The following is a 14248-nucleotide window of genomic DNA, read 5'->3' as shown; positions in this document are numbered from 1 at the left end:
GAGCCGTGTTTACTTGGCGGCTACTGCTTCTTTTTGAGGAGCTGCTGGCGCTTTCGCAGCTTGCTTTTCCTTCTGTTTGCGTTCAAAGATCTCGCCAAGTGCACGCTGGTACTCGGTCGGGAACACCTTGACAAACTTGGCACGCGCTGCGGCCCAGTTGTCCAGCAGATCACGGGCACGCTTGGAACCCGTCCAGCGGCTGTGAGCCTCCACCATGTCGCGCAGCTGCTGATCGTCGCTCTGGCCGCGGTGCCAGATGCCGGGATCGACACGCGAGACAAACTCGTCGTGCGGCAGCACCTTCTCCAGCTTCACCGAAGCGGTGTTGCAGCGTTCGGCGAACTTGCCGTCCTCGTCGTAGACATAGGCCACGCCGCCGCTCATGCCGGCCGCGAAGTTGCGGCCGGTCTTGCCCAGCACGACCACGGTACCGCCGGTCATGTATTCGCAGCCGTGGTCACCCACGCCTTCGACCACGGCCGTGGCGCCGGACAGACGCACGGCAAAGCGCTCGCCGGCCACGCCGCTGAAGAAGGCTTCACCGCTGGTGGCGCCGAACATCACGGTGTTGCCCACGATGGTGTTGGTCGTCGTCGAGCCACGGAACTCATGGCTGGGATGCACCACCACGCGGCCGCCGGACAGGCCCTTGCCGGTGTAGTCGTTGGCTTCACCGCTGAGGTTCAGCGTGATGCCGTTGCACAGGAAGGCACCGAAGGACTGGCCGCCCGTACCTTCGAAGTGGATACGGATGGTGTCATCTGGCAGACCTTCGGCGTGATGCTTGGTCACCGCGCCCGAGAGCATGGCACCGACGGAGCGGTTGACGTTGCGCGCCACTTCCATGATGCGCACCTTCTCGCCGTTTTCGATGGCGGGCTTGCAGCGCTCGATGAGTTTGACGTCCAGCGCCTTGTCCAGCAGGTGATCCTGGCTTTCCACGTGGTAGCGGGCCACACCGGCAGGCACTTCGGGCTGGGCGAACAGACGGCTGAAGTCCAGGCCCTGAGCCTTCCAGTGCTCGATGCCCTTGCGGGTGTCGAGCAGGTCGCAGCGGCCGATCAGGTCGTCGAACTTGGCAATGCCCAGCTGGGCCATGATCTGGCGCACTTCTTCAGCGATGAAGAAGAAATAGTTCACCACATGCTCGGGCTTGCCGGTGAACTTGGCACGCAGCACGGGGTCTTGCGTAGCCACGCCCACGGGGCAGGTGTTGAGGTGGCACTTGCGCATCATGATGCAGCCTTCCACCACCAGCGGAGCCGTGGCGAAGCCGAACTCGTCAGCACCCAGCAAAGCGCCGATGACCACGTCGCGACCGGTCTTCATCTGGCCGTCGGCCTGCACACGCACACGGCCGCGCAGACGGTTCAGCACCAGGGTCTGCTGGGTCTCGGCCAGACCGATTTCCCAAGGGCCGCCCGCATGCTTGATGGAGGACCAGGGCGAAGCGCCGGTGCCGCCGTCATGCCCTGCGATCACCAGGTGATCGCTCTTGCACTTGGTCACGCCTGCGGCAATCGTGCCCACACCGACTTCGGACACCAGCTTGGTGCTGATGCTGGCGTGCGGAGCCACGTTCTTCAGATCGTGGATCAGCTGCGCCAGGTCTTCGATCGAGTAGATGTCGTGGTGGGGAGGAGGCGAGATCAGGCCCACACCGGGCACGGAGTGACGCAGTGCGCCGATGTAGTCGGAGACCTTGCCGCCGGGCAGCTGGCCGCCTTCGCCGGGCTTGGCGCCCTGGGCCATCTTGATCTGGATCTGGTCCGAGGAAGCCAGATATTCGGCAGTCACGCCGAAACGACCGGATGCGACCTGCTTGATCTTGGAGCGCAGCGAGTCGCCGGCCTGCAGTTCGATATCGGACTCGACCTTGTCCTTGCCGATGATGGAGGCCAGGGTTTCGCCCTTGCTGATGGGGATGCCCTTGAGCTCATTGCGATAGCGCTTGGGATCTTCGCCGCCTTCGCCGGTGTTGCTCTTGCCGCCGATGCGGTTCATGGCCACGGCCAGCGTGGCATGGGCTTCGGTGGAGATGGAGCCCAGCGACATGGCACCCGTGGCAAAGCGCTTGACGATTTCCTTGGCCGACTCGACCTGGTCCACGGGAATGGCCTTGGCGGGGTCGAACTTGAACTCGAACAGGCCGCGCAGCGTCATGTGGCGCTTGGTCTGGTCGTTGATCAGCTGGGCGTATTCCTTGTAGGTGCTGAAGTTGTTGGCACGTGTGGAGTGCTGCAGCTTGGCGATCACGTCAGGCGTCCACATATGCTCTTCACCACGGGCACGCCAGGCGTACTCGCCGCCGGCATCCAGCATGGTTTCCAGCACGGGGTCGTCGCTGAAGGCAGCCTCGTGGTTGCGGATGGTTTCCTCGGCGATCTCGAAGACTCCGATACCTTCCACACGGCTGGCCGTGCCCGTGAAGTACTTGTCCACGGTCTCGCTGTTCAGGCCCACGGCCTCGAACAGCTGGGCGCCGCAGTAGGACATATAGGTGGACACGCCCATCTTGGACATGATCTTGGACAGACCCTTGCCGATGGCCTTCACATAGTGATAGATGGCCTTGTCGGCAGTGATGGGCGCACCTTCGCGGCTGAAGATGTCGACCAGGGTCTCCATCGCCAGATAGGGGTGCACGGCTTCGGCGCCGTAGCCGGCCAGCACGGCAAAGTGATGCACTTCGCGGGCCGTGCCGGTTTCCACCACCAGACCGGCGGTGGTGCGCAGGCCTTCACGCACCAGATGCTGGTGGATGGCGGACAGCGCCAGCAGCGCAGGGATGGCCACTTGCGTGGCGCTCATGTTGCGGTCGCTGATGATCAGGATGTTGGCACCGCCCTTGATCTCGTCCACAGCGTGGGCGCACAGCGAAGCCAGCTTGGCCTCCACACCCTGCTTGCCCCAGGACAGCGGGTAGGTGATGTCGATGGTCGAGCTCTTGAACTTGCCGTTGGTGCGCTTTTCGATATCACGCAGCCTGGCCATGCCTTCGAAGTCGAGCACGGGCTGCTGCAGCTCCAGGCGCATGGGCGGGTTGACCTGGTTGATGTCCAGCAGGTTGGGCTTGGGACCCACGAACGACACCAGCGACATCACGATCGCTTCGCGGATCGGGTCGATGGGGGGGTTCGTCACCTGGGCGAACATCTGACGGAAGTAGTTGTACAGCGGCTTGTTCTTGTCGGACAGCACGGCCAGCGGGCTGTCGTTGCCCATCGAGCCAATGCCTTCCTCGCCCTTCTCGGCCATGGGGGTCAGCAGGAACTTGATGTCTTCCTGCGTGAAGCCGAAGGCTTGCTGGCGGTCCAGCAGGGACAGCTCGGTCTTGGCTGCGGGGGCCTTGAAGTCGGCGGGGATTTCCACCTCGTCGAGCTTGATGCGCAGGTTCTCGATCCACTGCTTATAGGGCTTGGTGTTGACGACGTTGGCCTTGAGCTCTTCGTCTTCGATCATGCGACCTTGCTCCAGGTCGATCAGCAGCATCTTGCCGGGCTGCAGGCGCCACTTGCGCACGATCTTGCTATCGGGCACGGGCAGCACGCCGGCTTCGGAAGCCAGGATCACCATATCGTCATCGGTGATGCAGTAGCGCGAGGGACGCAGACCGTTGCGGTCCAGCGTGGCGCCGATCTGGCGGCCATCGGTGAACACGATGGAGGCGGGGCCGTCCCAGGGCTCGATCATCGCAGCGTGGTATTCATAGAAGGCGCGGCGGCGCTCGTCCATGGCTTCGTGCTGCTCCCAGGGCTCGGGAATCATCATCATCACGGCCTGGCTGATGGGGTAGCCGGCCATGGTCAGCAGCTCCAGGCAGTTGTCGAAGGTGGCAGTGTCGGACTGGCCGGCAAAGCTGATGGGATAGAGCTTTTGCAGGTCTTCGCCCAGCACGGGAGAGGCCATCACGCCTTCGCGCGCCAGCATCCAGTTGTAGTTGCCGCGCACGGTGTTGATTTCACCGTTGTGGGCCACATAGCGGTAGGGGTGAGCCAGAGGCCACTCGGGGAAGGTGTTGGTGGAGAAACGCTGGTGCACCAGGCCGATGGCCGAGACGCAGCGCTCGTCGGCCAGGTCACGGTAGTACACGCCCACCTGATCGGCCAGCAGCAGGCCCTTGTAGACCACAGTGCGGCTGCTCATGCTGGGCACGTAGTATTCCTTGCTGTGCTTGAGGCCCAGGTTCTGGATGGCGGCCGAGGCCGTCTTGCGGATCACGTACAGCTTGCGCTCCAGCGCATCCTGCACGATGACATCGGCACCACGGCCGATGAAGACCTGGCGCAGGATGGGTTCCTTTTCCTGCACGGTGGGCGACATGGGCATGTCGCGGTTCACCGGCACATCGCGCCAGCCCAGCAGCACCTGGCCTTCGGCCTTGATCGCGCGCTCCATCTCCTGCTGGCAAGCCAGGCGCGAAGCATGTTCCTTGGGCAGGAAGATCATGCCCACGCCATATTCGCCGGCAGGAGGCAGTGCCACGCCCTGCTTGGCCATTTCTTCGCGGTAGAGCTGATCCGGGATCTGGATCAGGATACCGGCGCCGTCGCCCATCAGGGGGTCCGCACCCACAGCACCGCGATGGTCGATGTTTTCGAGGATCTTCAGCGCCCCCAGCACGATGTCATGGCGCTTCTGGCCCTTGATATGGGCCACAAAGCCCAGACCGCAGGCATCGTGTTCGTTGCTCTTGGAGTACAGACCGTGGTCCTGGAGATACTTGATCTCGGCAGCAGTCGTCATGGGGAATCCTCTTATATCAATCGCGGGGAACGCAAGATTACGACATGACATGAAGTTATGCAATAAGTATTAATTGGGGTCAGATTCCAATTAATTCTCAACTTTTTTTATTTGAATTTAATTAGGGACATATAAAAACCGAGAAAAGCAATCCAATAAAAACAAGGAGTTGGGAAAGCTCCCTAGTCCTCGTGCACCGAAGCTGTGCGTGCTGCAGGCCTGCCGGCCTTCTGCCGCTTCACGCGCCGCTCGGTTTTCTGTTGCAAATTTTCAATGAAATCGGGCTCACCCAAAGCCCAGCCACGCAGTGCGGCATGGCTGATCTGCGCCTGGGTATCGGCATCCAGACCGGCCTCCACGGCCCTGACATAAGCCGCATCCCGGGCAAACGGCGTGTTGCCCAGAGCCCAGAAAAGCGCGTGCGGGCTGATGAGCGCATCGCTTTGCAGGCCTGCGTTGTGCGCATAGCTGGACCAGGGCCAGTCCACCGCGCGCTGCACCAGCCCGTCGCGCACGGGGTTGAGATCCATGGAGACCATGGTCGCCATCAGCCATTGCTCGGCCTGCAGCACGGTGCAGCGGTAGCGCCCCTCCCACAGGGTGCCGGTACGCCCGTGCCGGTTGTTGAAGTAGCGCACATAGCTGCGCCCCACGGCCTGCATGAACTGGGGCACGCCCTGCTCCGTCCTGGGCGTCAGCAGCAGATGGAAGTGATTGGGCATGAGCACATAGGCATGCACATCGACCTCGAAGCGCCGCGCCATCTCGCGCATCAGATCCAGCATGACCAGGCGATCCTGCGCATCCACAAAGATCTCGCCGCTGTTGTTGCCACGCTGGATGATGTGGTGCGGCATGTTTGCCAGCGTGAGACGGGGAAGACGGGCCATGGATGGATCTCAGCAGAGCCTGGGTGAGCGGGCCCGAGCAAAAAGACGATCCAATTATTATGAGGCAGCCTCTTGCTCCTGGGCGCCAATCGAGGCTACGCCACATCCACCGCTCAAGGCTACGGCGCGGGGGCTCGGGTCAACATTTGCACATGCCGCCAAACAGCGCTCGCTCAGACAGATGCTCCGTACCTGCGCTGGGCGATGCTCAACCCCAAGTCGCCAGCACTTGCTCCTGAGGAGAGGGCACTAGAGAATGCAAGCACAAGTACTCACCGGAACTTAGACCTTGCTTCACAGCGCAAACGTTCAACCCCGCCCTCTGACCGTCATCGGCGGCTTCCTCGGTGCCGGCAAAACCTCGCTGCTCAACCACCTGCTGCGCATGCCTAACATGCCACGCTGCGCCGTGCTGGTGAATGACTTCGGCGCCATCAACATTGACGCAGGCCTTCTGGCCGGTGTGCAGGGTGACACGATTGCGCTAACCAATGGCTGCGTGTGCTGCTCCATCGGCGACGACCTGTCGAACGCCATGATCCGGGTACTCGCGGCCACTCCCCGCTTCGACAGCATTGTGGTCGAGGCCAGTGGCATCTCGGATCCGTGGCGCATCGCCCAGATCGGCCTGGTCGACCCCGATCTGCGACTGGAAAGCGTGGTGGTGGTCGTGGACTGCGACAGCATCCTGCAGCAGGCCAACGATCCGCTGCTGCGCGATGGCCTTCGCCTGCAACTGGTGCATGCCGACCTGCTGGTGCTCAACAAAGCCGACCTGGTCACGCCGGCGCAGATGGCGCAAGTCCTGGCCTGGTGCCAGGCAGCCTGCCCTCAGGCGGTGACCGTACCGGCCACGCAAGGCGAGATCGACCCGACCCTTCTTGGCTCCAGCTTCGGCCATGCCTACCGACCGCGCACCACCAGACCGGGCAACACTGAGAACTTTGCGAACCGACCATTGCAGGCTTCACGCCAGCATGCACTGGCTTTCGAGACCTGGTCCATATCCACCACCGCCCTGCCCGCGTTTGGCAGCGAGGCGCTGCGTAGCAGCCTAGCGCCGCTGGCTGGCCGGCTTCTGCGCCTCAAGGGCCAGGTGCGGACGCTGGAGCACGGCTGGGCCGAGATCCAGTTCGCTGGCCGGCGCGCGAACTTCCGCCGTCTCGCGCAGGCGCCTGACCCAGCTCTGCAGCAGCTCGTCGCCATCGGCCTGAGTGAGCAATTGCCACGCGAACAACTGGCCGAGCTTTTTTCGGCCTAACCGACCGAGTGCCGCATGCTGGAGGCCTCGAAGACACGGCCGGACAGCATCGTGCCCCACACCCGCACGTCCTTGAGCTCCATCGGAGCGACGGCCAACGGGTCATCCTCAAGCACGCACAGGTCGGCGCGCTTGCCGCATTCGATACTGCCGATCTCTCCGTCGAGTTTCAGCGTCCAGGAGGCACCCAGCGTGATTGCGTGCAAGGCCTGAGGTACCGAGATGCACTCGCTCTCACCCAGCACCTGACCCGAGGCGGTACGCCGGTTGACTGCACACCAAGCGGTGAACAAGGGGCCCAGCGGTGTTACCGGCGCATCGGAATGAATGGCCAGGGCCACGCCATGGGCCAGCGCACTGGCGCAGGCGTTCATGCGCATGGCGCGGTCAGGCCCCATGGTCATCTGCGCGTGCTGGTCGCCCCAATAGTAGACATGGTTGGCAAACAGGTTGGCGCACAGGCCCAGCGCCGCCATGCGCCGGAACATGGCACTGTCGATCATCTGGCCGTGCTGAAGCGTGTGACGGTGATCGGCGCGCGGCGCACGTGCCAGCACCCGCTCGATCGCCTCGATGGCCACCAGACTGGCCTCATCGCCATTGGTGTGCACATGGATGGTCAGACCCGCGCGGTGATAGGTCTCGAAATCGGCCTCAAACTGCGCCGGCGAGGTAACCCAGATGCCGTTGGATGCGCCGTTGAAATATCCAGGCCAGCGCAGTCGCGCCGAGAAGCCCTGGATGGAGCCATCCAGCATCATCTTGACCACGCCGAAGCGCAGCCTGTCCATGCCACCATGCTGAGCCTGCAGTTGCGCGATACGCGCCACACCGTCCTGCGCGCCCCAGGTCCCGTGAAAGGCCTTGAAGGCTGGCACTACGCGTACGTTGTAGTCGTCGCGCTCACAGGCCCCGAGCAGCACCTGCATATCGTGATCGGCAAGCTGGTTGACGAGATCGGTCGCCGTGGTGACGCCACGCATGCAGGCGATGGCCCCGAAGCCGCGCATACCGTCGTCGTCCATGGGTGCGAGCAGGCCCGAGCCCGAGGGCCCCAGGCGCCGCGCCACCGGAAACATGGCCGCCGGCTCCTGCAGCTCACCCGTGGGCTCGCCATCGGCGAACTTGACCACGCCCTCGATGTCGGTATCACGCGTAATACCGGCCATGGCCATCATGCGCGAGTTCACGTTCATCAGATGGCCGTTGGAATGGCAGACCACCAGCGGGCGCGTGCTGCTGGCGCGGTCCAGGTGCTTCACGCTCATGCGATCCCGGCCGAAGTAGATCGGATCGAACCCCCAGACCACCAGCGGGTCGTCCGCCGGCCGACCCGCTGCGTCCCAGGCGTCGGAGGCAGCCTTCATGGAGTCGACCACCGCCTCCATGGATTGCAAGCCTTGCCAGAGGCGACCGTCTGGCCCTACACGGTCGAACCAGCCCACATACGGAAACACCCACATGCCACCTTCCTTGAGATGGCAGTGCCCTTCAACCAGGCCGGGCATCAGCACCTTGCCCTCGAACCGGGTGTCCAGACGGTGCCTCCCCCAGGCCTGCATACGCGCCAGATCGCCCACGGCGAGGATACGGCCATCGCGCACCGCCAAGTGGGTCGCTTCGGGCTGGCGGGGATTCATCGTGAGGATTTTCCTGGCTACATAGACCGTGGTTTCAGACATGCGCACCGCTCCTGTGGCGTGGTTTCAAACAATGGAATTTCAGGCAGCCTGCCACTGCAGCACTGGCTGGGCCACGCCACAGCGTGTTTCCACACGGTGGCAGCGCACCCAGTGGTCGGGCTCGACCTCGCGCAGCTCGGGCAGCGCCTGCGAGCACTCCGGCAACGCCACCGGGCAGCGCTGGGCAAAGCGGCAGCCGGGCGGCGGCGAGATCGGGCTGGGCGGATCGCCCATCAGCTTGATGCGCTGAGCCGCACGCGCCCGGCCCCCACTCACCGTTGGCACGGCCGACATCAGCGCCACGCTGTAGGGATGCAGCGGCCGTGTGAAAAACGGCCGGCGCGGCGCCTGTTCGACGATCTGCCCCAGGTACATCACCGAGATGTCGTCGCTCAGGTGCTCCACGACCGCCATGTCGTGTGAAATGAACATGTAAGTCAGACCCAGCTCCTGCTGCAGCCGCGACAGCAGATTGAGCGTCTGCGCGCGGATGGCCACATCCAGTGCCGAGACCGGTTCGTCGCAGACCACAAGCTGAGGCTTGGTGGACAGAGCGCGCGCAATGTTGATGCGCTGGCGCTGACCACCCGAGAACTGGTGCGGGAACAGTTGCTTCTGCTCGGGGCGAAGGCCCACCTGAAGGAACAGTTCGTCCACACGGTCCTCGCGCTCGGCCTTGCTGCCTATGCGCATCAGCTCAAGCGGACTGCGCACCACCTCGCCCGCGCGCTGGCGCGGATTCAGCGCGCTGAACGGATCCTGAAACACGATCTGCGCATGGCGCCGCGCTTGTCGCAGCGGCTCGCCCTCCAGCGCCGTCATGTCCACACCTCCCAGCTGCACCCGGCCCGAGGTGACCGGAACCAGGCGCAACACGCCCAGCGCGGTCGTGGTCTTGCCCGATCCGGACTCGCCGACGATGGCCATGGTCCGACCACGCGCCACATCGAAGCTCACGCCATCGACGGCACGCACCAGCTCAGGCGGCTGGCCCCAGCCGCGCTTGCCGACCGGGAAATGAATCGTCAAGTCACGCACCGAGACCAGAGGCTGGCGCTGGCGCTCGGAAAAATGGGGGAACGCACTCATGCCGGCACCTCCTCTAGGGCCTGCGCTTGTACTGCCTGGTATAGCCAGCAGGCCACACCATGGCCCTGCGTCTTCTGCACCATAGCCGGCACCTGACTCCGGCACTGGTCCGTGGCATGGGCGCAGCGCTGGTGAAAGGCACAGTTGCTGCCCAGCTCCCAGATCGACGGCACCATCCCAGGGATCTCTGGCAGCACCGCGCGCTGGCCGCCAGCGCTGCGACCCAGTTCGGGCAAGCATGCAATCAGACCCTGGGTGTAAGGGTGAAGCGGCTGCTGCAGCACCTGATCGGCCGTGCCCTCCTCGATAACACGCCCGGCATACATGACCATCACGCGGTCGGCCATCTCGGCTACCGCGCCCATGTCGTGCGTAATCATCACGATGGCCGTGCCACGATCGGCCTGCAGTTGACGCAGCAAATCGAAGATCTGCGCCTGCACCGTCACATCCAGCGCCGTTGTGGGCTCGTCGGCAATCAAAACCTCGGGCTCGCAAGCCAGGGCCATGGCGATCATCACGCGCTGGCGCATACCGCCCGACATCTGGTGCGGGTAGTCGTCAACGCGGCGCTCAGGAGCCGGAATTCCCACCTGTCGCAGCATGGCGATGGTGCGCTGGCGCACCTGGCTGCCATTGAGGTCGGTGTGCAATTGCAGCGCTTCAGCGATCTGCTGGCCCACTGTGTAGACCGGGTTCAGCGAGGTCATGGGCTCCTGGAAGATCATGGAGATGCGGTTACCGCGGATCTCGCGCATGCGCGCCGGGCTGGCCTGCAGCAGATCCTCTTGCCCGTAAAGCACACGGCCGGAAGCGATCTTGCCGGGCGGCGTCGGGATCAGCCGAAGCAAGGCCAGCGCCGTCATGCTCTTGCCGCAGCCCGACTCCCCCACCACGCACAGCGTCTCACGTGGGCGCACCTGGAAGCTCACGCCATTGAGCACCGAGGCCACGCCGCGGCGGGTCTTGAATTCCACGCGCAGGTCTTCCACGTGCAACAAAGCTTGTTCAGTCATCAGCGCTCCCGCAGCTTGGGGTTGAAGGCATCGTTGAGCCCATCGCCGATCAGGCTGATGGCCAGGACCAAGATGAAGATGGCCAGGCCCGGAAAGGTCACCGCCCACCAGTTGGTCAACACATAGGCGCGGCTGGAGCCGATCATCAGCCCCCAGCTCATCTGGTTGGGGTCGCTCAGCCCCAGGAAGGACAGGCCGGCCTCGAACAGGATGGCTGTGCCTATGGCCAGCGTGGCCGACACGATCAGCGGCGGCAGCGCGTTCGGCAGGATGACCTGCCAGATGATGCGGCCGTTCTTCGCGCCGATGGCGCGCTCGGCGCGCACGTAGTCGATGTTGCGCAAGCGCAGGAACTCGGCCCGCGTCAGCCGGGCCGTGGCCGTCCAGCTCACGATGCCGATGGCAATGGTGACCGTGACCAGCGTGGGCGAGAACAGGCTGGTCACCACCATGGCGAACAACAGGGCCGGCAACACCTGGAAGAACTCAGTGATGCGCGACAGCAGGCTGCTGAACCAGTGGCCTTCGTAAAAGCCTGCCAGTGCACCCAGCGTGACGCCGATGGTGACAGACAGCAGCGCGGCCACAGCGCCCACCAGCAGCGTGACGCGCCCGCCGAAAAGCAGCATGTTCAGCACATCGCGGCCCAGGTAGTCGGTGCCCAGCCACACATCGGGCTCGATGAACGGCGGCGTCATCGGCGCTGCGGCGATCTCGAACGGGTCCGTCGGGTAGATGTAGGGCATGAGCACCGAGCCGATCACCACTGCCAGCAGCACCAGCAGCCCGACAACGGCAGACTTGTTGCGCATGAACATGCGCGCGGCTTCCTGCCAGGGGTTCTCGGTCTGGATCGCAGGCGGTGCGGACGGCACACGGGCCTTGACGGTAGAGGGGGTTGCAGCACTCATGATGTCTTGATGCGAGGATCCACCATGCGGTAGACCAGGTCAGTGAGCACGTTCATCACCACCACCAGGATGGATGAGAACAACAAGATACCGAGGACAGTTGGGTAGTCACGCCGCAGCACCGAGTCGAATGCCAGGCGCCCCAGACCGGGCCAGTTGAAGACCGTCTCCACCAGCACGGCGCCAGCCAGCACATTACCGAACTGCAAGCCCAGCACCGTAATGACGGGCAGCACTGCATTGCGCAGCGCGTGCCTGTAGAGAATGTTGCGCTCCGACACGCCCTTGGCGCGCGCAGTGCGCACATAGTCCGAGCCAAGCACATCGACCATCGAAGCGCGTGAAAGCCGGCTGTACTGAGCCATGTAGACGAAAGCCAGCGTCGTCGCGGGCAGGATGGTGTGCAGCAGCACATCCGGCAGCACGGCCCAGCCGGTAGCCGTGGAGGCGGAATCGGTCATGTCTCCCACCGGCAGCACGGGCCACACCGACGCGAACAAGATGATGAGCATCATCCCGGTCCAGAATACCGGCGCCGAAAATCCGGCGATCGAGAACACCGTGGTGAACTGCGACAGCCAGCCATTCGGATTTCGCGAGGCCCGCACCCCCAGCCAAGTGCCGACGGAGAAAGCCAGCAGCACCGAGACCACCACCAGCAGCAGCGTGGGTTCCAGCCGCTCCAGGATCAGCGAGGACACTGGCATGTTGAAGTAGTAGGAGTAGCCCAGGTCGCCTTGCACCACTTTGCCCAGGTAGCGGCCCAACTGCACCGGCAGGGGTTGGTCCAAACCGTACTGTGTGCGCAACTGCGTTCTGAGCTCCTCACTCATGCCACCGCTCTCGCCGGCGATGGTTTCCACGGGATCACCTGGTGCCGCGTGAATCAAGACGAAGTTGAGTACAACGACCGCCAGCACCAGCACAAGTCCGCTCAGGAGCTTGAAGATCAGGCTTTTCATGACCGACCGCACTACTTCAGGAAAACTTCGTCCAGCGGGCTCACTGGACCCCAGATCGTCGTCGGCACATTGCCGACGTTGCCCTGGGTAAGCGTGTAGTAGGGCACCATGTCGAGAAAGCGGATGGGCACCTCGTCCGTCACGATCTTCTGGAACTCGGCGTACAGGGCTTTGCGCCTGGTCAGATCCATCTCCTGCCCAGCCTGCTCCAGCAACGCATCCACCTTGCTGTTGCTGTAGTTCTGCGTATTGGTCCATACGGCCGGCTTGATGTTGGAGCTCAGGTATGTGCGGTGCACGCCGATGACAGGATCACCCCAGTTGAAGACCGTGTCGATGCTCATGTCGTAGTCCCGCTCCGCCATGCGCTTGGCCCAGCTCGGGAAATCGGCCGATGTACGAACCTCCGTGACGATGTTCAGCTTGCGCAGCTGCGCGGCGATGTATTCCGCCAGTGTCTTGGCATTGCCCCCACCGGGCACGAAGTCCATGACGAGCTTCATGCGAGGCTTGCCACCCTCGATCTTGTAGCCTGCCTCATCCAGCAGTTCGGCAGCCTTCTTCAGGTCCACGGAATAGATCTCAAGCTCCTTGCTGGCCAAGGGGCTGGAGGGCGCGACAGGCCCGTCGGCCGAGGTGGACAGCCCTGCGTTCAGCGCCTTGTTGACGAAACCCATGTCGATCGCATAGGCGATGGCCTTGCGCACGCGCACATCAGAGAACTCCTTCTTCTTGAGATTGAAGGCCAGCCAGTCCATGGCCCCCACACCCTCGTAGCCCTTGGAGGTCATCGCAATCTGCTTGTTCGACTGCATGCGTCGCAGGTCCACAGTGCGGTTGAAGAAGGGCATCATCTGGATCGAGCCGCGCTGGAAGGCCAGTGTGGTGGCCGTGATGTCAGGCGACACATCGATCACGATCTTGTCGAGGTAGGGCTTGCCCTTGAGGAAATACTTGTCGAATCTCTCCAGAACCACTCGACGTCCGGGCTCGAAATTAACCAACTTGAACGGACCGGACCCCACCACATCCTTGCTGTTGCGCGGGTGAGTTTTCAAATCCTTACCATCACCATAAATATGCTTTGGCAAAATAGGTGCCAATGCCGGTGACATGGCCAGAATAATGGCCGGATGAGATTTACTCATCCGAATGATGGCCGTATATTTATCAGGCGTCTCCACCTTTTCGACTGGCGCCATCATGCTTTCAAAAGGATGGTCTTGCTTGATGGCTATCAAGGAAAATGCCACATCTTCGGAAGTAATCGGCTTTCCATCATGGAAAACTGCATCCTTTCTCAAATGCAGGGTCAGACTCTTGCCGTCAGGCGCCATTTCCCAGGATTCGGCCAGATAGGGCTGAGGCTTCCAGTTATCGTCAAAACGCAGCGGGCTGGCGAACAACTGAGTGGCCGGTATCTGCGTTGCCACGCCTGACTGCACGGCGCTGTTGAGGTGTCGGGGAGTCTGGGGAAATGCCATGACCAGAGTGCCCCCTTTATTTGGCGTTTCTTGGGCCAAGACCACTGACCCCGCCATACCCTTGGCCAAAATCAAAGTCGCCAAACCAGCCTGAAAGAGAATCCTCATTCTTTTGCCTCGCTAATCCATGGAAAACCGTCTCCATACTAGATAGGCAATTGGGTATGACATAGATCCAGATGAACACATTTCATAGGTCCAGTCGTT

9 protein-coding genes are annotated in these 14248 nt (G+C 62.7%); 1 reads left to right on the top strand and 8 read right to left on the bottom strand.

The features are described 5' to 3' along the window. Positions 1–9: 9 nt before the first annotated feature. Positions 10–4746 carry a glutamate synthase-related protein gene (locus tag AC1RTQ_RS05675; protein WP_302092233.1) on the bottom strand — a complete coding sequence of 1579 codons (4737 nt, stop codon included), beginning with the start codon at positions 4744–4746 and terminating at the stop codon, positions 10–12. A gap of 182 nt (positions 4747–4928) precedes the next feature. Further along, positions 4929–5636, bottom strand: coding sequence for a transposase (locus AC1RTQ_RS05670; RefSeq protein WP_003062049.1), 708 nt, complete (start codon positions 5634–5636; stop codon positions 4929–4931). A 289-nt stretch (positions 5637–5925) separates the two neighbouring features. Between AC1RTQ_RS05670 and AC1RTQ_RS05665 the strand changes: the two genes are divergently transcribed. After that, positions 5926–6897 (top strand): CobW family GTP-binding protein, encoded by a 972-nt coding sequence (locus AC1RTQ_RS05665; protein ID WP_492874659.1) that lies wholly within the window; start codon positions 5926–5928, stop codon positions 6895–6897. Here AC1RTQ_RS05665 and AC1RTQ_RS05660 read toward each other — a convergent pair. The 6 genes from AC1RTQ_RS05660 to AC1RTQ_RS05635 are packed head-to-tail and all read right to left on the bottom strand — an operon-like array spanning position 6894 to position 14149. Next, complete coding sequence (locus tag AC1RTQ_RS05660) at positions 6894–8579, bottom strand: amidohydrolase (RefSeq protein ID WP_492874658.1); 1686 nt, start codon at positions 8577–8579, stop codon at positions 6894–6896. The genes AC1RTQ_RS05665 and AC1RTQ_RS05660 overlap by 4 nt on opposite strands. 39 nt (positions 8580–8618) lie before the next feature. Continuing rightward, entirely contained in the window at positions 8619–9668 is a 1050-nt protein-coding gene (locus tag AC1RTQ_RS05655; protein WP_492874657.1) for an ABC transporter ATP-binding protein, read from the bottom strand. Then, a complete protein-coding gene (locus AC1RTQ_RS05650) occupies positions 9665–10684 on the bottom strand; it encodes an ABC transporter ATP-binding protein (protein ID WP_492874656.1) in 1020 nt (339 codons plus the stop codon). Before AC1RTQ_RS05650 ends, AC1RTQ_RS05655 begins: the two co-directional genes overlap by 4 nt. Next, positions 10684–11595: an ABC transporter permease gene (locus tag AC1RTQ_RS05645; RefSeq protein ID WP_492874655.1), complete on the bottom strand. Its 912-nt coding sequence runs from the start codon at positions 11593–11595 to the stop codon at positions 10684–10686. The genes AC1RTQ_RS05650 and AC1RTQ_RS05645 overlap by 1 nt, the downstream gene beginning before the upstream one ends. Next, the gene (locus tag AC1RTQ_RS05640; RefSeq protein WP_492874654.1) at positions 11592–12557 is read right to left on the bottom strand and encodes an ABC transporter permease; all 966 of its coding nucleotides are present in this window, start codon (positions 12555–12557) and stop codon (positions 11592–11594) included. Before AC1RTQ_RS05640 ends, AC1RTQ_RS05645 begins: the two co-directional genes overlap by 4 nt. A gap of 11 nt (positions 12558–12568) precedes the next feature. Further along, complete coding sequence (locus AC1RTQ_RS05635; RefSeq protein ID WP_492874653.1) at positions 12569–14149, bottom strand: ABC transporter substrate-binding protein; 1581 nt, start codon at positions 14147–14149, stop codon at positions 12569–12571. Positions 14150–14248: the final 99 nt, after the last annotated feature.

This window comes from Comamonas sp. GW821-FHT11H03, assembly GCF_058807955.1.
The sequence above is the reverse complement of the archived record's forward strand: the minus strand, read 5'-3'. Positions and strand labels throughout refer to the sequence as shown.